The sequence below is a fragment of the Psychrobacter sp. LFX-11D genome (genome assembly GCF_904846475.1).
GTDB classification, from domain to species: Bacteria; Pseudomonadota; Gammaproteobacteria; order Pseudomonadales; family Moraxellaceae; genus Psychrobacter; species Psychrobacter cryohalolentis.
Window position 1 is genome coordinate 1 of record NZ_CAJHAV010000005.1, and the last position, 26,053, is coordinate 26,053.

General features: G+C 42.7%; 19 protein-coding genes. 10 read left to right on the forward strand and 9 right to left on the reverse strand.

The features are described 5' to 3' along the window. Window positions 1-159: 159 nt before the first annotated feature. Together ppk2 and JMX75_RS05065 are read right to left on the reverse strand one after the other, a co-directional pair. Window positions 160-1,173, reverse strand: coding sequence for a polyphosphate kinase 2 (ppk2, locus tag JMX75_RS05060; RefSeq protein WP_011513404.1), 1,014 nt, complete (start codon window positions 1,171-1,173; stop codon window positions 160-162). A 281-nt stretch (window positions 1,174-1,454) separates the two neighbouring features. After that, on the reverse strand, window positions 1,455-3,071 hold the full coding sequence (locus JMX75_RS05065; protein WP_181210493.1) for an acetyl-CoA C-acetyltransferase: 1,617 nt from the start codon (window positions 3,069-3,071) through the stop codon (window positions 1,455-1,457). A 642-nt stretch (window positions 3,072-3,713) separates the two neighbouring features. Between JMX75_RS05065 and JMX75_RS05070 the strand changes: the two genes are divergently transcribed. From JMX75_RS05070 to JMX75_RS05085, 4 genes are all read left to right on the forward strand, one after another. After that, window positions 3,714-5,114, forward strand: a complete 1,401-nt coding sequence (locus tag JMX75_RS05070; RefSeq protein ID WP_201531293.1) for a 3-oxoacyl-ACP reductase — start codon at window positions 3,714-3,716, stop codon at window positions 5,112-5,114. A 298-nt stretch (window positions 5,115-5,412) separates the two neighbouring features. After that, window positions 5,413-6,330 (forward strand): MaoC family dehydratase, encoded by a 918-nt coding sequence (locus JMX75_RS05075; RefSeq protein WP_201531294.1) that lies wholly within the window; start codon window positions 5,413-5,415, stop codon window positions 6,328-6,330. A 49-nt stretch (window positions 6,331-6,379) separates the two neighbouring features. Beyond that, window positions 6,380-6,937, forward strand: a complete 558-nt coding sequence (locus JMX75_RS05080) for a beta-lactamase hydrolase domain-containing protein (RefSeq protein ID WP_201531295.1) — start codon at window positions 6,380-6,382, stop codon at window positions 6,935-6,937. Between the two features lie 166 nt (window positions 6,938-7,103). Next, complete coding sequence (locus JMX75_RS05085) at window positions 7,104-8,576, forward strand: serine hydrolase domain-containing protein (protein ID WP_201531296.1); 1,473 nt, start codon at window positions 7,104-7,106, stop codon at window positions 8,574-8,576. A gap of 57 nt (window positions 8,577-8,633) precedes the next feature. On the opposite strand, the gene JMX75_RS05090 is transcribed toward JMX75_RS05085, so the two are convergent. The 3 genes from JMX75_RS05090 to JMX75_RS05100 form a co-directional block, all read right to left on the reverse strand. Continuing rightward, a complete protein-coding gene (locus tag JMX75_RS05090) occupies window positions 8,634-9,881 on the reverse strand; it encodes a cation:proton antiporter (RefSeq protein ID WP_181210497.1) in 1,248 nt (415 codons plus the stop codon). Window positions 9,882-10,094: 213 nt separating this feature from the next. Continuing rightward, complete coding sequence (gene ilvD, locus JMX75_RS05095; RefSeq protein ID WP_011513411.1) at window positions 10,095-12,005, reverse strand: dihydroxy-acid dehydratase; 1,911 nt, start codon at window positions 12,003-12,005, stop codon at window positions 10,095-10,097. A gap of 180 nt (window positions 12,006-12,185) precedes the next feature. After that, window positions 12,186-12,959: a hypothetical protein gene (locus JMX75_RS05100; RefSeq protein WP_201531297.1), complete on the reverse strand. Its 774-nt coding sequence runs from the start codon at window positions 12,957-12,959 to the stop codon at window positions 12,186-12,188. Window positions 12,960-13,197: 238 nt separating this feature from the next. Here JMX75_RS05100 and JMX75_RS05105 point away from each other — a divergent pair, with 238 nt between their 5' ends. The 4 genes from JMX75_RS05105 (at window position 13,198) to JMX75_RS05120 (ending at window position 18,123) form a co-directional block, all read left to right on the forward strand. Continuing rightward, window positions 13,198-13,638 carry an HIT family protein gene (locus JMX75_RS05105; protein WP_201531298.1) on the forward strand — a complete coding sequence of 147 codons (441 nt, stop codon included), beginning with the start codon at window positions 13,198-13,200 and terminating at the stop codon, window positions 13,636-13,638. A gap of 220 nt (window positions 13,639-13,858) precedes the next feature. Continuing rightward, window positions 13,859-15,907, forward strand: coding sequence for a BCCT family transporter (locus JMX75_RS05110; protein WP_201531299.1), 2,049 nt, complete (start codon window positions 13,859-13,861; stop codon window positions 15,905-15,907). Between the two features lie 131 nt (window positions 15,908-16,038). Next, the gene (gene dusB, locus JMX75_RS05115) at window positions 16,039-17,070 is read left to right on the forward strand and encodes a tRNA dihydrouridine synthase DusB (protein ID WP_201531300.1); all 1,032 of its coding nucleotides are present in this window, start codon (window positions 16,039-16,041) and stop codon (window positions 17,068-17,070) included. A 165-nt stretch (window positions 17,071-17,235) separates the two neighbouring features. After that, entirely contained in the window at window positions 17,236-18,123 is an 888-nt protein-coding gene (locus JMX75_RS05120) for an SDR family NAD(P)-dependent oxidoreductase (RefSeq protein ID WP_020443284.1), read from the forward strand. Between the two features lie 459 nt (window positions 18,124-18,582). Here the strand turns inward: JMX75_RS05120 and JMX75_RS05125 are convergent, their stop codons facing one another. From JMX75_RS05125 to JMX75_RS05140, 4 genes are all read right to left on the reverse strand, one after another. Continuing rightward, window positions 18,583-19,500, reverse strand: coding sequence for an SEL1-like repeat protein (locus JMX75_RS05125; protein WP_201531301.1), 918 nt, complete (start codon window positions 19,498-19,500; stop codon window positions 18,583-18,585). A gap of 161 nt (window positions 19,501-19,661) precedes the next feature. Next, entirely contained in the window at window positions 19,662-20,126 is a 465-nt protein-coding gene (locus JMX75_RS05130; RefSeq protein ID WP_201531302.1) for a hypothetical protein, read from the reverse strand. Between the two features lie 177 nt (window positions 20,127-20,303). Continuing rightward, window positions 20,304-20,834, reverse strand: a complete 531-nt coding sequence (locus JMX75_RS05135) for an inorganic diphosphatase (RefSeq protein WP_025651820.1) — start codon at window positions 20,832-20,834, stop codon at window positions 20,304-20,306. 187 nt (window positions 20,835-21,021) lie between these two features. Beyond that, window positions 21,022-21,891 carry a lipoyl protein ligase domain-containing protein gene (locus JMX75_RS05140; protein WP_201531303.1) on the reverse strand — a complete coding sequence of 290 codons (870 nt, stop codon included), beginning with the start codon at window positions 21,889-21,891 and terminating at the stop codon, window positions 21,022-21,024. Window positions 21,892-22,326: 435 nt separating this feature from the next. On the opposite strand from JMX75_RS05140, the gene JMX75_RS05145 reads away from it, so the two are divergent. Together JMX75_RS05145 and JMX75_RS05150 are read left to right on the forward strand one after the other, a co-directional pair. Beyond that, window positions 22,327-23,799 carry a coniferyl aldehyde dehydrogenase gene (locus JMX75_RS05145; RefSeq protein WP_201531304.1) on the forward strand — a complete coding sequence of 491 codons (1,473 nt, stop codon included), beginning with the start codon at window positions 22,327-22,329 and terminating at the stop codon, window positions 23,797-23,799. A gap of 263 nt (window positions 23,800-24,062) precedes the next feature. Next, window positions 24,063-26,003: a glycine betaine ABC transporter substrate-binding protein gene (locus JMX75_RS05150; RefSeq protein ID WP_201531305.1), complete on the forward strand. Its 1,941-nt coding sequence runs from the start codon at window positions 24,063-24,065 to the stop codon at window positions 26,001-26,003. Window positions 26,004-26,053: the final 50 nt, after the last annotated feature.

Here is a 26,053-nt window from a genome sequence, read left to right on the forward strand (position 1 = left end):
TAAGTTTAAATATGAGAACACCTGCTGAGGTACATGACGGTTATTCATGTCCTGCTTAATACAAAAAAGCCAGATACTCAGGGTATCTGGCTTAGCAAAAACTATCAATCTATTTTAGGACGAGACACAATATTTTCTGGATAGTGTGAATGCTAATAATTAATAGCGCGGCGGCACATACATATCATCAGGAATAGGCTCGCGATAATATTCATCATCACGCTTACGATCAGGTAGCTCCACCTCATCGCGTGGCACTTCTTTATAAGGAATTTGCTCAAGTAAATGGGCAATACAATTGAGCCTTGCACGTTTTTTATTATTGCCCTCAACCACCCACCAAGGCGCTTCAGGAATGTGCGTACGCTCAAACATCGTCTCTTTTGCTTTTGTATAATCTTCCCAGCGTCGCCGTGATTGCAAATCCATCGCTGACAGCTTCCACTGTTTCAGTGGGTCATGAATCCGGCTCATAAAACGAGAATGCTGTTCATCATCAGTAATTGAAAACCAATATTTTACCAAACGTATGCCCGAACGTACCAGCATACGCTCAAACTCTGGTACTGATTGAAAAAACTCTTCGTACTGCGCATCCGTACAAAACCCCATGACACGCTCGACGCCCACGCGGTTATACCAGCTACGATCGAATAAGACAATCTCGCCTGCAGCAGGTAAATGCGCCACATAACGTTGAAAATACCACTGTGACTGTTCACGTTCAGTAGGTGCGGGTAGCGCAGCCACTCGACAAACACGGGGGTTTAATCGTTGGGTGATACGTTTAATCGCCCCACCTTTACCCGCAGAATCACGTCCTTCGAATATCACCACAATGCGCTCACCGCGATCAACGACCCAATCTTGCAGTTTAATCAGCTCACGTTGTAAACGTACCAGCTCTTGAAAGTAGGTACGTCGATCTAACCGCTCTTGCTCACTCATCTCGCGACCATCAAACCGGAAATCGCGTACATAATCGTCTATTTCATTCTCAAGCTCTTCATCGTAACTGTCAATTAAGTCTTGATGCATCTTGCGTTTTAACTCATCGTTCAAAAGATCTTTATCCATACGCTCTATGAATGTCACTTGCTCAGGTGTGGTTAATTTACTGCGTTCTTGCTCGGTTAAAGATGTCGGGTCAATTATTAAGGGTTTTTTACCCATGATGCGCTCCTGATAAATATTTTTATTATGCCGTTACTATCTTATAGTCCATTAAATCCAAAACTACGTCGATACAAGTGTTGTTTTGACAAATATTTTTATTCTGTTTTATACCCATCTTTACTTTAGCATAGCACGCTCAATTCTATGAGTAGAGAAGGCTTCATTATTGTGTTAATAAAGTAGCCAATATTTATTTAGATAAAAAAATACCCTCTAATCAATAGATTAAAGGGTATTTTTAAAACTGAATCAGTCTTACACGTTGTATTTACATATCACTATTTTTCTAGGATACAGGTCACACCTTGACCGCCAGCGGCGCAAATAGAGATAAGCGCACGACCTGAGCCTTTTTGATCTAATAGTTTGGCAGCAGTGGCTAGGATACGACCACCGGTTGCAGCAAATGGATGACCTGCAGCAAGTGATGAGCCGTTGACGTTTAGCTTACTACGATCGATAGAGCCTAATGGCGCGTCAAGACCTAGACGCTCTTCACAGAACTTCTCGTCTTCCCATGCAGCAAGCGTTGATAATACTTGTGAAGCAAAAGCTTCATGGATTTCATAAAAATCGAAATCTTGTAGCGTCAAACCAGCACGCTCAAGCATACGCGGTACGGCATAGGCCGGTGCCATGAGCAAGCCTTCTGTATCACCAGATTTACCGATGAAATCAACAGCCGCTGTTTCTTGATGGACGATATAAGCCAATGGTTTTAGACCATGTGCTGCCGCCCACTCATCAGTACCCAATAGGATACAAGATGCACCATCAGTCAATGGGGTAGAGTTAGCAGCAGTCATGGTTGGCTTAGCATTCTTCTTACCAAAAACAGGCTTGAGCTTAGCTAGCTTCTCTAAAGTGGTATCTGGACGCAAGTTGTTATCGCGGGTCAGACCTTTATATGGGGTAATTAAATCATCAAAGAAGCCTTCGTCATAAGCGCGTGCTAGGTTTTGATGACTATTGAAGGCAAGCTCATCTTGCGCTTCACGGCTGATGTTCCATTCAAGCGTAGTGATCGCTTGATGGTCGCCCATGGATAAACCAGTACGTGGCTCACCATTTTGCGGCGTATCAAGTAAATCTTTCGGGTTTAGACCCATCAATGCTTTTAGGCGTTGTTTATTGTCTTTAGCTGCGCCCAATTTAATCAATACTTTACGTAAGCCATCGCCGACTGCGATAGGCGCATCAGAAGTAGTATCAACACCGCCAGTAATGGCTGAATCGATGATACCAAGCGCGATTTTATTGGCAGAAGCAAACGTCGCTTGCAAGCCAGTACCACAAGCTTGTGAGATATCATACGTTGGGGTATGTGGGTTAAGTGCAGTATTTAATGTCGCTTCACGAGTCAAGTTGATATCGCGGCTCAGTTTCATAACTGCACCAGCAACGACTTCACCGATTTTTTCATCTTGTAAGTTAAAACGCTCGACCAAACCATCTAACGCAGCAGTGAGCATATCCGTGTTGCTAACATCAGCATATGAGCCGTTTGAGCGAGCAAATGGGATACGGTTGCCACCTAGGATAGCCACACGGTTCTGACCTGAGCTAAGCTTAGTCGTACTTGCTTTTTTAGCCACAGTATTTGTTTTCTTAGCAGGAGTCGCGTCAGCCTTTTTAGGCGCTTCTTTTTTATCGCTGTTACCTTTTGCTGCACTTTCTTTAGCTGCGTTATCCTCTTTCGTAGCAGTGGTTTTACTATCTTTTGCTACGGTTTCTTTTTTAGCGCTATCAGCTTTTGGTTCTGCTGCTTTGGCATCTGTTTTTTTAGCATCAGTGGTGTCTGATTTTACAGCAGTATCAGTGCTCTTAGTATCACTGGCTTTTACCACGGTGGTCTCAACAATAGGACTATCTGGGTGATTGCTTTTGTTACTCATAATATTATCCTTAAAAAATATGGGTAGAAATAGAAAAGGGAAGTTATCAAAAAAAGATTTAAATAATAGAAGTCTTTATTCTAAAAACAACTAAAATACTTTAGATACGTATTACCATTTATTGCGATATATATTACACATTATTGTCATACAGCATAAGACGCTTTTTATAACCTTACTGTATATCTTTAGCAAACGATGTGACGCTTAACCGTAGATATTGCAGTGTTTACAAGGATAAATACAAGCTTTATAAACTGGCTAGTACTGATTAAAAGCATTGCATAATCGTAGGTTTGATAATATATTGTTATCGATAAATGGATTTGCTATAACTTATAGGTCTTAGTTTAGCACAAACTAAAATCCTTTAACGGCAGAAAAATAGACCATCTTGTATACTGGCTTGTCTACATATTGCTATGGACATTAGTGGTTTTTGGACTTATTCGGTATGAATGTGTATAGTTAAGACCGTTTCTAACCTATTTAATAAGTACTTATTATTTATAAATGATGATGTTAATGTCGCTTTATACAGGTAGTTTTTATAATCAATGCACTTTAATAGCGCGCATTTCATCATAGATACATTTTATTCTTGTTTACTATTATCTTACTCATCAATTAAAGGATTATATTATGTCAGACCGTTATGGTGATTTTGTTCAGTCGTCTATTGGTAAAAAGGTCGCAAAGAATTTAGGTTTACCGATGCCAGTAGATCTTGACCGTTTTGATAGTGGTCAACCTTTGGTACGTGGCAGCGTGCTGGTTGGTCGTGCTAATGGTGGCGATAACGCAGTTAGTGCGTCAGTGGCGCGTATTTTGTCAGAGCTGCATACGGAAATCTTTGTAAATAGTGGTGATGACGTAAAAGATACCCTGTCGGATGCAGGCGTCAAAGCCAAAGCCAATACTGGCAGTGATGATAAGTTTAAAGTCTTATTGTTTGATGCCAGCAATATTAGCAATGCTGAAGAGCTCAAACAAGTGTACGAGTTCTTTCATAGCGTTGCGCGCCGTGTCGAAAAATCAGGTCGAGTGATCGTCATTGGTCGTCCACCAGAAGCGTTGACTGATATCGAAGCCGCATTGGCGCAGCGTGCCCTTGAAGGTTTTGTAAAATCAGTTGGTAAAGAGTTCAAACGTGGTATTACCGCACAGCTTATCTATGTTGAAGCAGGCGCAGAGCAGAATTTAGACTCAACGCTACGTTTTTTCACGTCAGCGCGTTCAGCTTATGTGTCAGGACAGGTCGTACGTGTCAGTAATGGTTCCAAGGTCGATGTCGATTGGAACCAACCATTAGGTGGCAAAACCATGCTTGTCACTGGCGCAAGTCGCGGTATTGGTGAAGCAATTGCCCGTGTATTGGCTCGTGAAGGGGCGCATGTTATTTGTTTAGATGTACCACAGCAGCAAGCTGACTTGCAGAAAGTGGCAAGTGAAATTAGTGGTTCGGCTTTGACAGTGGATATTACCAGTGCTGATGCTGGTAAAGAAATCGCAGAAGCTGCACAAAAACGGGGTGGTTTGGATTCAGTGATTCATAATGCTGGTATCACACGCGATAAAACATTAGCAAATATGGATGATAAACAGTGGGATATGGTGCTCAATATCAATTTGGGCAGTATCGCTAAGCTCAACCGTTATTTACTAGATAACGATGTATTAAAAGATGCTGCACGTATCGTCTGTGTGTCTTCAATCTCAGGTATCGCTGGCAACTTGGGCCAAACCAACTATGCGACCTCAAAAGCTGGTGTCATTGGTTTAGTCAATGCAACCGCCAAGCAGCTAGAAGACAATGCAAAAGGCATGACCATCAATGCAGTTGCGCCAGGATTTATCGAAACGCAAATGACTGAAGCGATTCCATTTGCTATCCGTGAAGCAGGTCGTCGTATGAACTCGATGAGCCAAGGCGGTTTACCAGTCGATGTTGCAGAAACCATCGCATGGTTTGCCTCACCTGCTTCTGGTGGTCTAAATGGCAACGTTGTCCGCGTTTGCGGTCAAAGCTTATTAGGTGCATAATTGTTCTTATATCAGATGAAAATGCAGATGATAACGAAGGCTGTGTAAGCCATAAAGTTGGTCGTTAATTGCCTTTATTAAGCAAGGTGTTGACGTTACTTCACATATGCTTACGAAAAAACTGCTCATAACTTATAATAAAGCTGCCCAAGGGTGGCTTTTTTATGATAAAAACAAAGTGACAATAAGCCAAACACCGTTGCGCCTATTTTAGGATTTCATCTTATATTTTAGTCATCGAATTCATAGCATATTAAATGCCATCAAAAAACTACTCAATCCCAACTTAGGATGTATTATGTCAGACAAACATTATGATGCGTTGCCCAAAGCGCATACTACCTATGCAAATATTGTCAAAAGCCTATTGCCTATCGGTAATAATGGTAAAGTTAGCCGCGATGAGTTGCCGCAAGCAACGTATTTTGTAGATGATTTACATGTCGATCAAAGCAATCTAAATGATTATCGTAAAATTTGCGGCTTTGCAGACGATGGCAATGTGCCAATTACGTATTTTTCGGTGCTTTCACAGGCGTTACAGATGAATATGATGGTCAAAGAGCCATTTCCATTTGCTATGCTAGGACTGGTTCACGTCGATAACAGCGTGACCCAGTATCGTGCCATTAAGCAGAGTGAAACGGTTGCTATGTCAGTGATGTTTGATAATTTGCGTGACCATGCCCAAGGTCAGCAGTTTGATTTTGTCACCACGGTAAAGGCAGCAGACGAAATCATTTGGGAAGGCACGTCGACTTATCTATCACGCAGCAAAAAACCTGCCAGCAGTAAGGACAAAAAGAGTACGCCGCGTCCAGTAGCCGTTAAGCCATCAATCAATGAAGAGGGTGTTCACAGTATTTTTGAAGTGCCAGAAGATATCGGTCGCCGTTATGCGTTTGTCTCTGGTGATTTTAACCTGATACATTTGCATCCATTATCAGCGCGTGCCTTTGGTTTTCCAAAAGCCATTGCTCATGGTATGTGGTCAAAAGCTAAGTGTTTGGCGATGATGGGCGAGCTGCCTGATGCTTGTACGGTTGAGGTGTCATTTAAGCTGCCTATTTTCTTACCATCTGAAGTAGAGCTTATCGCTGATCCACTTGCTCAGTTAAAAGGCGCAGAAGATACTTGCCAGTTTGGTTTGTTTAGTGCAAAAAATGACAAGCCGCATCTTGCTGGTGTGATTACCTTGCAGGATGAAGCAAAGTAAAATATAATTTTTATATCAAAAATCATTACTATTGAACACATTTATCCTTATGACTTTACATGAAAATTCAAAAAGCACCGAATGCTCTGCTCATTCAGCTGCGGTAGACAAAGCAACAGTTGCTGATGCTAGCAGTGCCGACACTAGTAGCAACGATAATGGCATCGATCTTGCCACCATATTTGAGCCATATTTTCGTCCTGATGAAAATACCATCGTATGCGGTGCGCTTGATGATGAAAAGGTGGCCGCATTGGCAGCAGCTGGAGTTGAGTTGGTTATTAACTTGCAGCCTGATGAAGAGCTGAAATTCGATGAAAGTACAGCTGTAGAGCAGGCAGGCATGCAATACGAGCATTTACCTATCAATGGCACTGCTGACTTGAAACAGCTTAAAATACTGGCGTTTGATAACATACTGCGTCAGCATCATGGCAAAAAAATTGCCATGCATTGTGGCTCTGGCAATCGTGTTGGCGCTGCCATAGCCTTACGAGCTGGTTGGTTACGTGGACGTAAAATGGATACGGCTATGGAGCGTGGGCGTAGTCATGGTTTGACTAAACTTTCAGAAGAGGTTCATAATCGATTGCTAGTACCGCGTTAAATCATAAATATCCCTAACAATAAAAAAGGCGACCTTAGGGTTGCCTTTTTTATTGTGTGATACATTATAAAAATATTTTGGAGGATAGAGATTTTTTATCCTGATAAGATGTATGACAGGCTTTAAACTGAATAACTTCATAAATATAAAATAGAACAGGGCACTTATGAAAAATAATAATGAAAGCATCTCTACAACTACCCATCAAAACGCTAACGTCGGTACATATACTGACAATCATATCCAACGTCGGCTTCAACAACTGCTAACAGATTTGCAGCTTGATGATGCGCCGGCAGGCGGCGCATTAGTGGTTTATCAAGCTGGCAAATGTATCGCACAAGCAAGTGTGGGACTGGCACGTGCTGATTTATCATGGAATACAGATACTTTATCATTGAACTTTTCGACTGGCAAAGGCATCTTGGCGACACTGGTTCATGTATTGGTATCACAGAAAAAACTGGATTATGATCTACCGATTGCCCATTACTGGTCAGCATTTGGCGTGCAAAATAAAGAGAAAATCACTTTACGCAGTGTGATGTCGCATCAAGCCAATCTTTTTTCGATTCAAAGTATTGACCTCGATAATGAAATCGTCCTTGATTGGAGTATGATGCTAGAGAAAATTGCAGCAATGCCTGTGACTGCCCCTGAGCAGGCGGAATTATACGACAGTGCTTACAGCGCCTTGGTATATGGTTGGGTGCTGGGCGGCGTGATAGAAGCCGTTACTGCGATGCCACTGGCTCAAGCATTACGCCATTATCTAACAGAGCCATTAGGCATTGCCAACAGCTGCTACTTTGGTGTACCAGAAAATCAGGTCGACAAGGTTGCGCGATTGGTTAAAAACTTTGAGTCAGTAGAAGAAGTGTCAGAAAATGCACAAGAAAGCTCACAACCGCAGCCACGTTCCCGCCGTCATAAACCAGTTTTAAAACCAGATTCAGTAGATACCTTGCAAGCTTATAGCGATTTACCGAGCTATGCCTGCTGGCAACAACAAGCAGCCAATCAGTATGCAATCCAATCAGTAACAGCTGATAGTGAAGAACAGATAGGGAAAGTATTGCCAACATTGGATACGGCACAAATCAACCGTTTATACTTTGATAACAGTCAGCTGAATCTTAAAAACTATAAAGCAGCCCTGTTACTTGCGAGCAAAGAACCGATTGACTATTATCATCCGCAGACTTTACGAGCTACTATCCCTGCTGCCAATGGCGTCGCATCAGCACATGCACTGGCGACGATTTATGCGATGTTGGCTAATGGTGGTATGTGGCAAGGGAAAACACTCATTGATGAGGCAACTTTTAAGCAGCTATCAACGCCGCAAGTCACTGGTATGGATGCCGTTATGCCAGCCCATATGGATTGGCGCTTGGGTTATCATCGCCGCTTTAGTATTTGTAATAGCGATAATTTTGAGGTAAACACTCACGATACAAAATTTCATGCGCCACAAAGTTTTGGACACATGGGCTATAACGGTTCAGTTGCGTGGTGCGACCCTGAGCGGCAGCTATCGTTTGCCTTTGTCCATAATTTTGATGTGACCATGCTCAACGATATCCGCCAGTTTGCGCTGACGGAAGCAGTCTTGGATCTAATTAATACTGAAATTTAATCAGCGTTAGTGATTTATAAATAGCATTTTTTAGTTAAAGAAATACTGTTCATCTTATTATTGTGCTTTGTTTGGTGTCATTTTAAGCAGCTGTTTTGCTGTTAAACCATGTATAAAAATAGACGCCAAAATCACAATTGAGCACACTATCCAAAGTTTAAGGGCATCTTCATCATTAAAAAACCCTTGGTTGAGTGCATAAGATAAATAGTACAGGGTACCGATGCCGCGGATACCTAGGGCTGATATGGCGTATTTTTCAGTAGGCGGTAGATTCAGCCCTGATAAGGCAATAAAGCCGCCAAGCGGACGAATCAATAATAAAAAAGTAAAGCTGACGATGTAGACGCGCCATGTTAGCTCAACGCCAGCTTGTAGACCTTGTCCAAGGAACATGCCAAAGATGACAAGCACCAGTGACATGAGTAAACCTTCTGATTGCTCAGCAAAATCATGCAATTTATGGTGGTAAGTGTGTTCAGATTCTGAACGACGGAACGCAAATGCCGCGACAAATACAGCAATAAAGCCATAACTATGGACGTATTCTGCCAATCCATATGCCACCAGAGTTAGGGCAATGACCACATAACCTTGAGACATAGTCGTCTCACGGCTATACTTTGAGAACACCAACTTTGCCATGACTTTGCCAACGACAATACCGACCAGTAACCCTGCGCCAATCTTCCACAATACATCATGGGTAAACCAAGACCACAGCATATCCCCCGTAAAACGCTCTCCTTCGCTATAGGCTTCTGCGATCTTAATCGCAAGATATACAAAAGGGAATGCTAGCCCATCATTTAACCCTGCCTCTGAGGTTAAGGTAAAGCGTGGTGTATCTTCACCTCCGGTATTGGGCGGTCCAACTTGAATGCTAGAGGCCAATACCGGATCCGTTGGGGCAAGGACAGCGCCGAGTAAAATCGCAGCACCTATTGTCATACCAAAGGCATAGTAACCTAATACTGCCATCGCAAAGATACCGATGGGCATGGTAATCAGGAGTAGGCGCATCGTCGGACGCCATAATCGCCAAGACAGCTCAGTATCAATCTTGATACCCGCACCGACTAAAGAAACCAACACTACAATTTCAGTCAGTTTTTCGATAATCAGTCCATTATCGATAGGGTTCAAAAATGCCAAACTTGTCCAAAAATAGCCCATCAGCAAACCAAAGCTTAATTGCAGCATGGGCAAGGAGATAGGCGTGCGTTTAAAGATAATCGGAAATAGCGCACCGAATACGAAGGCAATGCCGCAAACCAATAAGAATAAATTGTAATTTTCAATCATGAGGTTGGTGCACGCTGTTATATTTGATTTAAAGTTTAAAAAAAGTCACACTTAGTAGCCATTTATAATGACGGTAAAAACATCTAAATATCGCAAAAAATCGTTATCAGATAGTGATTAAATAGACAGATACGTTGTTTTTTGGTGAAAAAAAAGCCTGCATTGCGCAGGCTTAATAAATTCAGTTCAAGAATGGTACTTAAATATTATTGTCTAACGTTCAACTTGGCTGACGTCACGTACAGCGCCCGTATCGGCACTGGTGGTCATTGCGGCATAGGCACGTAAAGCAGGAGAGACATGACGCTCACGGCTGACGGGTTTCCAAGCATCACGTCCACGACTTTCCATTTCTTCGCGGCGAGCAGCTAACTCTTCATCACTGACCTGCATATTGATGGTACGGTTTGGGATATCAATATGGATAGTATCGCCTTCTTGCACGAGGCCAATGGCGCCGCCTTCAGCGGCTTCTGGGCTGGCATGACCAATAGACAAGCCTGATGTCCCACCAGAGAAGCGACCATCTGTAAGCAGGGCACATTCTTTGCCTAGGCCTTTAGATTTTAGATAAGTCGTCGGGTAGAGCATCTCTTGCATACCAGGACCGCCTTTTGGACCCTCAAAACGGATGATAACCACATCGCCTGCGACGATTTGATCATCAAGCACTGCTGCTACTGCGTCATCTTGTGATTCAAAGATACGTGCACGTCCGGTGAAAACCAAGATGCTGTCATCAACGCCGGCAGTTTTGACCACACAGCCACGCTCAGCAATATTTCCGTATAGAACGGCAAGACCGCCATCAGTTGAATAAGCATGTTGGGCACTTCGGATACAGCCGGATTCACGGTTCACATCCAGATTTGACCATTCTTTTGATTGTGAGAAAGCCTCAGTTGTCCGTACGCCACCAGGGGCTGCGATATAGCGTGCACGTGCTTCAAGATTGTCAGGATTCATAATATCCCATTTATCAATCGCTTCTTTCATCGTGGCACTATGGATAGTTGGCAAATCGGTATGTAGCAAACCAGCACGGTCAAGCTCGGCCAATAGCGCAAAGACACCACCAGCACGATGCACATCTTCCATATGATACTTTTGTGAAGCAGGGGCAACTTTAGCCAAACAAGGGACGCCACGACTTAAACGGTCAATATCGTGCATTTTGAAGTCGACTTCGGCTTCATGTGCAGCAGCAAGCAAATGCAAAATAGTATTGGTAGAGCCGCCCATGGCGATGTCTAAAGTCATGGCATTTTCAAACGCAGCTTTAGTAGCGATAGAGCGTGGTAGGACTGAATCATCATCTTGCTCGTAGCGACGTTTGGCTAGTGACACAATAGTGCGACCCGCTTCTAGGAATAGCTCGCGGCGTAGCGAATGGGTTGCTAATAATGATCCATTACCCGGTAATGCCAAGCCTAAGGCTTCGGTTAAGCAGTTCATCGAGTTGGCAGTGAACATACCAGAGCACGACCCACAAGTCGGGCAAGCTGAGGCTTCAATAGCGGCGACATCTTCATCACTAATGCTATCATCAGCCGCGTCCATCATCGCATCGACGAGGTCAAGCTTACGAATGGCATTACCTTTACTGTCAGTGCTATGGACGTCGCTACTACCATCATTATTATGACTGTGTGCGACCGTGCTGGCGATAATTTTACCCGCTTCCATTGGGCCACCTGAAATAAAGACGACGGGAATATTGAGGCGCATGGCTGCCATCAACATACCCGGAGTGATTTTATCGCAGTTAGAAATACATACTAGCGCATCGGCGCAGTGGGCATTGACCATATATTCGACAGAATCAGCAATCAGATCTCGACTCGGTAGTGAATACAACATACCGCTATGACCCATGGCAATACCATCATCAACAGCAATGGTATTAAATTCTTTTGCCACGCCACCCGCTTTTTCAATTTCGCGTGCAACCATTTGTCCCAAATCTTTTAAATGCACATGGCCGGGTACAAACTGGGTAAAAGAGTTGGCAATGGCAATAATAGGTTTGCCAAAGTCGCCATCAGTCATGCCAGTTGCGCGCCACAGGGCACGAGCACCTGCCATATTACGACCGCCGGTAGAGGTTTTTGAATTGTAATCCATGTGGTATTCCTTACAAATGAGCGAGATTTATTAATATGTGCAGCATCCGCTGCAATGTTGATAGTGTGCTTTTTATACCGGGAGAGTACTAGTGAATAATACTAAGTCGTTACCATACCATTAGATATGAGTAACTGAAAATAATTAACCTATAACAAACAAGACTTAAGGGTCAATCATTTATGCAAGCCGCTCCAAAATAGCGGTTTCAAACCAAGGGAGCTCAGCTTTATCTGCTTCTAGCTTGGCAATGACGACTAAGGCATGAGTCGCTGGTAGGTATTGATACTCCATACTGGATTCTATTATTAATGGCAGCGGCTGATTGGTTTCTGTATCAATGCTCTGTTCGTCAATACTAATCAGCGCTTGTTTGTTGTTTTTATACAGGATATCAATACGACCAAAAAACTGCCATTCTTTAAAGGCTGCAATGATAGCATCATCTTTATCTTTAGTATAAATCTGCTGCGTCTCTTTACCCGTATTGGTCCAATGCAAACGCACAGCGAGTTGTAATGCTTCGCTAAATACCACCAATGAGCCAATCACCTTGACATGCCACGGATTGGATATGAGTGCTTCATCGATACCAATTAGCTTGGCAGCTTCTTGCGCTGTCATCGGTGTATTAAATTGTGCCAGTAGCTTTGGGGTTAAAGGATAGGTCTGCTTAACGACATCGTCCAAACTGTCATAATGATATAAAAATGGCAGCGGTAAGTCTTGAGTGAGGGTCTTTTGACTGATTTTACAGTTATGAATACGCCAACTGATGGCTTTATCAGTCAATGCTTGCGCTAATATAATGGCATTTGGGTCAGTAGCTGAAGGGTTATTTGACCCAAGCGTTTGCTTATGCTCATCATTGTTTATGATAGCGTCATTGATAGACTGCGTATGAGCGTCAGTATTATTAGATAATTGAGTTGGCAAGGCAGTCAAATCCATCATGGTAAGGTCATCAAGAGAGTAGATTAATATAACATTTATCGCGCATGGCTCGTCAATAATTTAATCATCAACGAGAGCAGCAAGTTAGTTCATGAAGATCAATCAGTGATTATCTGATACTTGTACTTAAGTGAGATTTCGTCCACTATATTTAATGGTGTAAGTATTCGTTTAATACTCGCTATCCAATCAATACTAACTTTGATTCAATAATAATACAGGTTAAAGGAATAAGATAATGAGCCAAGCCAATCCGCAAACTACTTATAAAGACGATAATATTTTTGCCAAAATGCTCGATGGCGATATCCCTTATCATAAAGTTTATGAAGATGATAAGACTCTTGCTTTTATGGATATCATGCCACAAGCAAAGGGGCATGTTTTGGTCATTCCTAAGCAAAAAGCGGTGGACTTAGCTGATCTTGAACCTGAATACGCGGCAGCTGTGTTGATGACGGCTAAAAAAGTTATGGAAGCCCAGCGTCAGGTACTTAATCGTGAAGGCATTATCCAAATGCAGCTAAATGGTGCAGAAGCAGGGCAAACGGTGTTTCATTATCATGTGCACCTGATTCCTTCTAGTATTCATGAGCTTGGTCGCCATGCCGTCACACAAGCAGATCATGCCGAGCTTGCAAAAACAGCTGAACAACTGGCAGCGATTATTACTGCGTAATTTTAAAAACGTCTATCGTTGTTATGAGTTAAAAGAACAGATAGTACTTACTCTTTAGGTAATAATAAAAGGGCAACTAACAAGTTGCCTTTTTTGTTTTTAGGTAATAGTGCTGTAACAATAGTTCAAGTAATGTGACAAATGAGCAGCAATACTGGGGTTAGTAATCGGTTTGTGGTAAACATTAAGTCTACTTGATCGTTAATATAAGAATCTGCTTATGAAGAACAAATCCTCCCGTTCCACTATTCTTTTGCCCGTCTTCGTACCGGCAGCAGCCATTATGCTGCTATTAGTGATTGGTACTGCCATTAATCCTGAGTCTGCTGGGGAACTATTTAGCACCGTTCTGAATTTTACCACTGAGACTTTCGGCTGGTTCTATATGCTAGCAGTCGCTATATTTTTGATGTTTATCATTGTCTTGGCGTTTTCGTCTTATGGCAGTATTAAACTGGGACCAGATCATGCTCAGGCTGAGTATAATTTTCTTGAGTGGTTTGCCATGCTGTTTTCTGCAGGGTATGGCATCGCTTTACTATTTTACGGCGTAGCAGAGCCAGTCATACACTTTGCCAGTCCACCGCTTTCAACGCCGCAGACTATTGAGGCCGCAAAAGAAGCGATGCAAATTGCCTATTTCCACTGGGGTTTTCATATTTGGGCGATCTATGGTGTGGTAGGTTTGTCGCTGGCATATTTCTCTTTTCGTCATGGCTTGCCCTTGTCAATGCGCTCAACACTATATCCACTCATTGGTGATAAAATTTATGGTCCGATTGGACATACTGTTGATGTGTTTGCCATTGTGGGCACGATGTTCGGTATTGCGACCAGTTTGGGGATTTCTGTATCACAGATCAATGCCGGTTTAAATTATCTATTACCAAATACGATACCTGTTAGTATTACAGTTCAGGTGATTATCATTGCGCTGGTGACACTAGCAGCTTTGGCATCTGTTCTCGCTGGCATGGATAAAGGGGTAAAGCGACTCTCAATTTTGAACATGATGTTAGCAACGGGGCTGATGCTGTTTGTTTTTATCGTGGGTCCAACCATCTTTATTCTAAACGCCTTTATGGAAAACACGGGCAGCTATTTAGGCAATATTGTTGAGCGTACTTTTAGTTTACAGGCTTATCAATCGAGTGATTGGATCGGCAGTTGGACACTCTTTATCTTTGCATGGACGATTGCTTGGGCACCCTTTGTCGGATTGTTTATTGCCAAGATTAGTCGGGGTCGTACTATCCGTGAGTTTGTATTAGGCGTGATGTTAGTACCAACCTTCTTTACATTTTTCTGGTTCGCAGTTTTTGGCGATACAGCGCTCCATATGATTATGGTTGATGGTTACGATGCACTCATTACTGAAGTGCAGAACAACCAAGCAATTGCTTTATTTAAGTTATTAGAGAAATTGCCTTTTACTCAGATAGTGTCGTCATTAACAGTACTATTAATTATTACTTTTTTTGTGACCTCATCGGATTCAGGGTCGCTAGTTATTGACTCTCTTGCAGCGGGTGGACGTAGTGATACGCCATGGTGGCAACGTACCTTTTGGGTAGTGACTGAAGGGGCAGTTGCCGCGGCTTTACTGGTCGCTGGTGGACTGACAGCATTGCAGACTGCCGCTATTGTCAGCGCCTTACCCTTTGCCGTTATTATATTGATTTCGATATTTGGCATGTGGCGAGCGCTACGTATTGAAGGTCATCGTAACCAGAGTTTAGGTAATGATAACCATTTGCCGCCGCATCTACTGAAACTAGAGGCTTGGCGCGAGCGTATTGATTATATGACTGAGCAGCCAACACGCGATAAAGTGCTTAGTTATATCAAAGGAACGATTTTATCTTCTATGAACGAAGTGGCTGAGAAGTTCGCCGATACAGGTTGGTTGCCTGACGTGAATTATGATGAAGTCAATAATCGCGCTGTATTAGAATTGAGAAGTGGCGATAATGTGGAGTTCTGGTACGAGGTTCGCTTATCAGAGCATGATATTCCTGATTATTATACGGAAGATATGGCAAACAAATTGCCACAAGAGCACCATTACCGTGCTGAAGTGTATTTGCGCCGTGGTGGTCAGACCTATGATTTATATGGTTATGAATCAGTGTCGATTATTAATGACATTATCGATCAGTTTGAGAAATATCTACACTTTGTCAATGTCTCACCAGATATTTTACCGTGGCGTATGCAAGAGCATGATGAAGATATAACGCTTGAGCAGGGCAGTGTGTTTGATAAATAGGTATATTAAACAGGACATTTAATGTTGATAAACTTTATGAGCTGAGCAAATGATTACGTAATCCCTTGCAATATGCTCACGAATCCTTAGAATAACGGCTTGTTTTCATTACCAATCAAGCCGTTTTTTTTATGTCTATTGATTCTCCAGTTTTACTTTCGTCTAATCCTACCTCAGACCATCCTTTATTGCAGCCACTCGTGATTGGCGGCTTGACGATTGAGAACCGTTTGATAGTTGCACCGATGGCTGGCGTGACAGACAACCCTTTTCGCAGATTGTGCAAATCCTTTGGTGCAGGTCATGCAGTCAGTGAAATGATTATCGCTGATACGGCATTGTATGCGCGCAAAAAATCGCTCTATCGTGCCAATTTTGATAATGAAATCGCGCCAATTTCGGCACAAATTGCTGGAGCTGAACCTGATAAATTGGCAGAAGCGGCGCGTTATCAGATTGATAATGGTGCACAAATTATTGATATTAATATGGGCTGCCCTGCCAAAAAGGTCTGTAGAAAGCTGGCAGGTTCTGCACTGTTGCAAGACGAGGACTTGGTAGCGCGTCTATTAGATGCAGCCGTCAACGCAGTGGATGCGCCTGTCACATTAAAAACGCGCTTGGGCTACGAGAATGGACGTGAAAACATTTTGCGCGTTGCAAAGCGAGCAGAGCAAGCGGGTATAGCTGCTATTGCTATCCATGGACGCACGCGTGAAGATATGTATACCGGAGAGGCGCGTTATGAGCTGATACGTGAGGTCAAAGAAAGTATTAGCATTCCAGTCATCGCAAATGGCGATATAGACAGCGCGCAAAAAGCGCAGCGTGTTTATGAGTTGACCGGCTGTGATGCGGTGATGATTGGACGCGCTGCCCAAGGACAACCATGGATATTTCGCGATATTGAGCATTTTTTGCGCACAGGTGAGACGCTGGCATCACCCAGTGTTAGCGAGATAAAAGGAATTGTACTGACACATTTAGAAGAGCTATACGGTTTTTATGGTGAATACTCAGGCTGCCGTATTGCTCGCAAGCACATTGCTTGGTATACCACCGGTATTCCGAACTCTAACGCTTTTAGGCAAGCCATGTATGGTGAGGAAAGTACCGCCGGACAGTTCCGTGTGGTAGAGGATTTTTTGAATGCTCATGAATAAACAATGAAGAGCATCTGTCGAGCACAAAGTGATCCATACTTCATCTAATAAGAATGTCTATCCAGTTAAACTGGCTTTATTGCTTATTTATTTCCTTTAACCTATATTTCTTTGTTATGATTTAGGTAAATATTAACGGAAGTCTAATTTTTAAAAGGATGTTTCATGGCTAACCCTTCAAAAAAAGCAATCGGTAAAGCAGTTCAAGACAAAAATATTATTATAACGGGGGCATCAAGCGGTATTGGTGAGCGTACTGCTTTTTTGCTTAGTGAATGCGGTGCTCATGTCATTTTGTTGGCACGTACTGAAGAGAAGCTAAAAGCGGTTAAAGAAAGTATCGAAGAGCTTGGTGGTAAGGCAAGTTATTATCCTTGTGATTTGACCAATATGGATGCCATTGAAAAAGTTAGCACGCAAATTTTGGCGGACTTTGGTCACGTTGATGTCTTGGTAAATAATGCCGGTCGCTCGATACGACGCTCGGTTCACGAATCCACTGAACGTTTCCATGATTTTGAGCGTACCATGGATATTAATTACTTTGGCGCAGTCAAAATCATTCTTGGGTTTTTGCCGACGATGATTGAACGTCAAACGGGTCAAATTGTGAATATTTCATCAATTGGTGTATTGGCAAACAGTCCGCGTTTTGCCGCGTATGTCGCCTCAAAATCGGCCTTGGATGCCTTTAGCCGTTGTCTAGCTGCCGAAGTCAAAGGCGATAATGTGACGATAACCAATATCTTTATGCCATTGGTACGCACGCCGATGATTGAGCCAACTAAGCTTTATCGTTATATGCCAGCGCTTATGCCAGATGAGGCAGCGATGATGGTCGCCAAAGCGATTGTTCATAAACCAAACAGTATTGCCAGTAACATGGGCAAGTTTGCGTCGGCTACTTATTCATTAGCACCAGCGATTAACGTTGGTATTCAATCGATGGGTTATCGCATTTTCCCGAGCACTCGTGCCGCTCAGACCACCGATAAAAAACCAAACCTTGCTCAACGTGCCTTTGCCAGAATCTTACCGGGTGAGCATCACTAGAATAGTATTCTATTAGCGCTAACATAAAATCAAAAAGGATGCTGCGGTATCCTTTTTTAGTGCCTTAAAATATTCATGAATTATATGAATAGGTAGGCAGTGGATTTTTTATTTACCATAACGTTTCTCAGGGGAAAAAGGGTAGTTCCCTAGTGAGGACTTGAACACATCCCTTAAAGCTTTGCTGTGTAAGGGTTTATGTTTTTAATAGGCTGTTAGTGTACATTGTGGTGTACTTAAAGTTGATAATTTGAGATATTTTTGGTTAGTTAATCGCATGAAATTTTAATTTCGAGGAAAAATATTCGAGTATATCTCATCGGTTAATTGTCGCGCAGTCCTGAGCTCTACACTAGGAACCAAACTGGCAGCGATATACCCTGCTAACATTGCTATAGTGTTTTAATAATCTTATATCTACTAAAGATAATACCAACAATCGATTTTTATTTGGATAAATTAGTAACCTTGCTCATTTAATTCTCTGTATGAATCACAGCCTAACTGAAGACCACCATCACAAGCCCTTCCATACCATTCTTTTGCATTAGTTTTGTTTTGACGAACACCTTTTCCATCTTGATAAAGCAATCCAAGGTTAAACTGAGAAGTGACGTGACCCTGCTCCGCTGCCTTTTGATACCATTTGACCGCTGAAGCAAAGTCTTGCTCAACACCTTTTCCATCTTGATAAAGCAATCCAAGATTAAACTGAGAAGTAATGTGACCCTGTTCCGCTGCCTTTTGATACCATTTAGCCGCTGAAGCAAAGTCTTGCTCGACACCTTTTCCATCTTGATAAAGCAATCCAAGGTTAAACTGAGAAGTGACTTGACCCTGCTCCGCTGCCTTTTGATACCATTTGACCGCTGAAGCAAAGTCTTGCTCAACACCTTTTCCATCTTGATAGAGCAGCCCAAGATTAAACTGAGAAGTAATGTGACCCTGTTCCGCTGCCTTTTGATACCATTTAGCCGCTGAAGCAAAGTCTTGCTCAACACCTTTTCCATCTTGATAGAGCAGCCCAAGATTAAACTGAGAAGTAATGTGACCCTGTTCCGCTGCCTTCTGATACCATTTAACCGCTGAAGCAAAGTCTTGCTCAACACCTTTTCCATCTTGATAGAGCAGCCCAAGATTAAACTGAGAAGTAATGTGACCCTGTTCCGCTGCCTTTTGATACCATTTAACCGCCATCTTATTGTCTTGCTGGACTTCTTGACCATCTTTGTAAGTCAAACCAAGGTTAAACTGGGCCTCAGCATCTCCTTGATTCGCTGACTTTTGATATTGCTTGATTCTCGGATTCAAACGTTGTCGATTATGTGACGGATCTTTTAAAGTTTTTAGCTTACGTTTTAGTAGTTTCAGTGGCATTTTTCTTCTTCAAGGTTATTTTGTTGATATAACTGATATTATCAATAGGGAAATAATTACTATACTTAGATTATACCCTATTAGAACCAGCTATTTCGCCCTTTAAACCTATTAACAGACTACTTAAAACAGACTGGTATAATGGAACCATTTATAACAGACTAGCCAAACACACGCCACATTATCCAAAATAACCCTGCCATCACCGCAGCAATGACCAATAGCCGCTTTGCCCAATAAGGAATTAACGGCTTTTTATAGCCCAAGTCATTAAGCTGGCTGTCAACGCCGTCTTGTAGACTTTGGAAGCCTTGCTCAGAGGGCGTGCTTTTGACTTTACTTCTAATCAATTGCTCAGGCTTTTCTTGCACTTGTTCTCTATCAAAGCTAAAAGCTTGGCTTGGGATACCTTGTTTATTGGCGATAGTCGTGAGAGTTTGCTGCTGCTTGTTCTTTAGCGCAAGCTCGTAAGCATCTATGCGAGATTTAGCGGCATCCATACTGATATTTTCATCAGCGGCCAAGGTTTTAATTGCCTGCACCAAATTGCCTTTTTCGACCATCATCATCACAGCTTTTGGCAGTTTTTTATTGGCGGGCGTTGAGCCTGAATCAGAGTCGAACATGACAGTCCTTATTTGGGTGAGATACTAGGTAGGTGAGGGTATTATAACCATTTTATCCCCGCAAAATTCAAGCAAAAAAATACCGCAACCATTATCATGTCTGCGGTATTTTCATAGCACTTAGCGAATTTTAATAAAAAATTGCCATAAACGCTTGTTTAAATTATCTAGGATAATTTATAGGTCTTTCCAGCGTTGGATAGACTCTTTGATGACTTCTTTAGCTTCTGCAACGTCACCCCAAGATTCGACCACCGTTGTACCGGCTTTTTTAAGGTCTTTATAGTGGCTAAAATGGAATTGTAATTGGTTGATCAGCTGCTTTGGTAAGTCTTCTAGGCTGTTGTAAGCATTGCCTGTATCACGGTCGTCAGCAGGTACGACGACGATTTTGTCATCGACTTCGCCATCATCAACGAATTTCATCACGCCGATAACTTTCGCTTTTAAGAAAATGCCAGTAGGCAAAGGCTGTTCTGTGATGATAAGCGCATCTAACTCATCGCCATCTTCATCAAGGGTTTGCGGGATAAAACCGTAGTTACAAGGTTTGGCGAAAATCTGTGGGTCAACACGGTCAAGCTCAAATACCGCCAATTCGCGGTTCCACTCAATTTTATGGCTGCTACCAGTTGGGATTTCTACGACCACATTAATGATGCCACCATCGACGTCGCCTGCGTCCAAAATTTTATTAAAATCTGCCATAAATTGCTCCAAGGTGCTTTTGTTATGAATGCTTCAATGATAAAGGGTTAGATGTTGGCGCGCTAAGGTTACTGCTGCGCCCAATTTGTGCGCCTGCGATTATAACAAGTTTGAATCAAATTTTCTCACAATGCTTAAGTCTAAGCGCGCACGATATTATGCAAAAAAGGATTATGCAAAAAAAGACTCAACGATCCTGTTTTGGCGCTAACTCACGCAGTGGGATTTCTCCTGCATGACGCTGTGCAATATTGTCGATGAGCTGTTGCGTAAATTGCTCGTAGGTAAGTGTTTTTTCGTCATCAGTGAGCGGCAGGTTGTTTGGCTGTGCATTGGTCGCTTGGTTCATATTGACAAAGTCCGCCAAACGCAACATTTGCATGCCAGCATAACCGCAAGGATTGATGGCGTTAAATGCCGATAAATCACAATCTAAATTAATGGCAATACCATGGTAGCTAAAACCATGCTTGATTTTAAAGCCAAGCGATGCAATTTTGCCAATCATAATGGTATTATCAACTTCTATCTCATCAGTAGAAGTAGGGGTATCGTTAACTTCTGCAGACGTATCAGCATATAGATAGACACCAGGCGCATCACGGCGGGCACGGGCGCTGATATGGTTGGTGTCAGTTGATGCTGTGCTCTTGAGACAGTCATTGACCACATCCTCAATCGCTTGCTCAGCGTGTGAGACCATATTGCGCACACTCCAGCTGATACTGTCCAAATCAAACAGCCAATACATAACCAGCTGACCATGTCCATGCCATGTCACCTGACCACCGCGATCCGTTTTGATGATAGGCGTATTAGTACGTTGCAGGATATGCTCTTCTTTACCTGCTTGCCCAAGGGTATAAACGTCATTGTGATCGACAATCCATAACTCGTCAGGCGAACGCAGTCCTTGCTTTTTTTTAAGAGAGATACGCTCTAACGTGCGTGATAACATGGCATCAAGAGTAGCCACATAGTCAGCAGCAGTGAGTGACTTTGTGATGAGATTTTCATTAAGTGGTTGCGTATTAAGCGCCTGCATAGTATTTGGCATGAGAGTGGCTGTCTTATGTTTTTGTTATGTAAAATGGGCTATCTATTGTTAATATTACTGTCAGTGAGTGTAGCAGTTTTCATATTGTCGCCCAAATTTTAATTTTAATTATATTGAACTGGAAAAATATAAAAGAATAAAATAGCCACAAAAGGCCATCTTGTAGTGAGCAGATACGCATCGTATACGAACCCATGGGTGCATCAAAGATGCTGTTCATTCAGGAATCAATGGGCTACATTAAATGGTACTAAATAAAAGTAATATCTAAGAAAATGATGTTTTAGCCTTATTCACTATTAGGCTTTGTTGCATAGATAACACGTTTACAAGGATAATAGAGTGATATCAGTAATTTTTAGTGTCTAATACTAGCTATAGAGTCTTAAATTTGACAAAACGTGCTGACTCTCACGTATACGACAAGGAAGATATATGACAGACAGCGATCAAAAAAATCAGGTTCAAGCGATGCATCCTAAATACGATGAGCACGAAGGGCTTAGTATTATCAAAACCGTGGCAGATATGCAGTCACAGTTTTCACGCATGCAAAATCTAAGCCGTACTCAGCCTATCAATGATTGGGCAACGCGTAGAGACCAACTCGATAATCTAGAGCTAATGCTGAGTGACAATCAACAGCTACTTGCTAATGCTATCAGTGCTGATTTTGGCTATCGTAGTGAATCAGAAACTCAATTTGCCGAGCTGTTTCCGAGCTTTACGGGTATCAGTCATGCCAAAAAGCACGGTAAGAGGTGGATGAAGGCGCAGCGAGTATCGATTTCAGCACTATATATGCCAGCCCATAATGAGATTTTGCCACAGCCATTAGGTGTGGTTGGTATCATGGTACCTTGGAACTATCCTTTATTTTTGGCGATAGGACCGATGATTGACGCGATTACCGCTGGTAACCGCATCATGGTTAAAATGAGTGAAGCGGCGCCGCAATTTGCGCAAACGTTTGCAGAAACCATTTCACGTTATTTTTCAGCAGATATGGTTTGTGTGGTCATCGGTGAAGTTGAGATTGCAGCGGCTTTTAGTGAGCTGCCTTTTGATCACCTGCTCTATACCGGCTCTACTGCTGTTGGCAAAAAGGTAATGGCAGCGGCAGCACCAAATCTAACACCCGTCACGCTTGAGCTCGGTGGCAAGTCGCCAGTCATAGTACTAGAGGGTGCTAACTTAGAAAATGCTGTCAATCGCGTGATGATGGGTAAGACCTTAAATGCTGGTCAAACGTGTATCGCGCCTGACTATGTACTGATTCAGCGCCAATATCATGATGAATTCGTGCGTCTGGCAAGAGAGTGGATGGAGAAACACTATCCCAATATTGAAAGCAATCCTGATTACTCACGCATTATTAATGTTCAGCAGTTCAAGCGTGTTAAAGGCTATTTAGAGAATTTATCCAGTGAAGGTGTCTATAGACTCACTGATGCGACGTCTAATCTTGAAACGCGTCTCATGCCACCAGTTATTGTCAGCGAGCCTGCGCCTGAGAGTGATTTGATGCAAAACGAGATATTTGCACCCGTTTTACCACTCATGCACTATGACACTCTTGATAATGCGATTGCATTTATTAACGCCCGTCCACGACCGTTAGCGCTATATGTCTTCGGTGATAATAGCCGTGATATCGATAAAGTACGCACCAATACGGTATCGGGCGGACTATGTATCAACGAAGTGATTATGCATGTAGCGCAGCATGACTTGCCGTTTGGCGGTGTTGGCGATTCAGGTACAGGCGCTTACCATGGTAAAGCTGGATTTGATCGTTTGAGTCATATGAAACCTATCTTTGTACAATCCAAATTGAATGGGCTAAATATATTGTTACCGCCCTATGGTGGCTTATTTAAAAAGGCAATGGCGCTGTTTTTGAAATAGTAGTTTAAAATAGTTGCCTTATTGAATAGATAGTATTTATTCACATTCATCCATCAATAGCATCTACTACGGTAGGTGCTATTTTTTTTGTCTAAAGAATCATTTGTTATCAGTGTTATAAATCGCTACACTTTGTGGTAACACTAAACGATAGTTTTGTTTGTTTTAGATAAAAATCAGTAGTAGATGATAGGCTTATTAATTGCTCAAATTAGGATAATGACAGCTATTTTCATAATAAAGATAATGAATAGGATAACGCCGTGCGCCAATGGATTGCATTTAGCTTATTGCTTATAAGCTCGCTCTTACTGTCTTTGCCAGTATCAGCTGCTGTGCCAACATGCCAAGCACCGATTAAATTTGGGGCATTGACATGGGAGAGTGGTCAGTTTACAAGCGGTGTTTTAAAATACATCATTGAGAGCGGCTATGGCTGTCAGGTAGAAGAGGTGCCGGGAGCAGGTCCTGCACTTGAAACGGCATTGTCGCAAGATGATATCCAAGTCATTGGAGAGCAGTGGGTAGGGCGCTCACCCATCATGACACAAGCTATTGAGCAGAATAAAGTCGCTGTCATTGGTGACACGCTTAAGGGCGGTGCAACCCAAGGTTGGTATGTTCCTAAATATGTACTGGACGAAAACCCGGGTCTACGCCGTTATCAAGATCTGCCTAAATACGCTGAGCTGTTTAAAGACCCTGAAAACCCCAGTAAATCACGCTTTATGAACTGTCCATCTGGTTGGACGTGTGAGATTTTTAATACGCGATTGCTCAAAAATACTGGCTTGGAGAGTGATTTTAATAATGCCCATCCCGGCACAGGTGCAGCCCTTGATGCCGAAATTGCCTCCGCTTTTGAGCAGCATAAGCCACTCTTATTTTATTACTGGCAGCCGACAGGTTTGATGGCAAAATACGATTTTGCCGCATTAGAATTTCCTGCCCATGATGACGCCTGCTGGCAAGACTTATTGCTTGCTGATGGCACAGCTGATTGCGTGTCTGGATTCCCTGTATCGCCCTTAGGTATCGCTGTATCTACCCCGTTTATTAATGCCAATCCTGAGCTTGCAGATGTTTTCAAAAAAATCCAATTTAGCCCCGCTGAGCTTAATGGTGCTATTTTAGAGATGAGTGAAAGCAAACGTAGCGGAGAAGAGCAAGCCTTTGTTTTTCTGCGTGATAACCCCCAAGTTTGGCAGAAGTGGTTATCGGACGAGGCAGCTACCAACCTTGCAGCTAAATTAGGTATTAGCTTAACGGGTGCTGCTATCGTGACTGATAAAACAGCATCTAGTACGAACCTAGCAGACCCGTCATCTATCTTCCCTTCATGGTCACTTGAATCTCCACTGAATAACACCTTAGCCAGCGTTGTTCGCAATCATGGCGACGTATTCCGTACGATCAGTACTGTCGCCTTAACGTATTTATTGCTTCCTATTGAGCGCCTATTAACGCTTATCCCACCATGGCTAATTATTGCCCTTGTGACGGTATTGGCATGGTTTGCTGTACGCAAGATTTGGTTTGCCTTAGGATGTGGTGCTGGGTTGTTCTTGATTGGGGCATTTGGATTATGGGGGGCGTTAATTGATACCTTGGCACTGCTCATCGTTTCAGTATGGGTGACGGTGGTTATTGGTATTCCTATCGGCATTGCCATGTCAGGAAGTAAGCTATTGCGTAAGGTTGTGACGCCTATATTAGATGTGATGCAAACCATGCCAAGCTTTGTTTATCTGATACCGGTACTGATGCTGTTTGGAATCGGTAAAGTCCCAGCGCTGTTTGCCACCATTATTTATGCATTACCGCCGCTTATTCGTCTGACGACCTTGGGTATTACTCAAGTGAATCATGAAATGGTGGAAGCAGGGCGCTCGTTTGGCAGTACGCATCTGCAATTGCTTATTTGGATTAAGCTACCACAAGCGCTGCCCAGTATCATGGCAGGGGTGAATCAAGCTGTCATGATGTCACTGTCCATGGTGGTATTGGCGTCCATGATCGGAGCGCCAGGTCTTGGTGAAGATGTATTGCAATCTATTCAAACGCTCAATATTGGTCAAGGCTTACAAGCAGGTACGGCGATTGTCATTGTGGCGATTATCATTGACCGCATTACTCAGGCGTTTGGGCAAGGTAAGCGTGCGCGCCAAAAAACCATTGAAGCTGGTAGACGCCCGATTGGTTAGCAGTTATTTGCAGACATAATAATGCCTTGTGTCGGTTTTAAAATAACTCA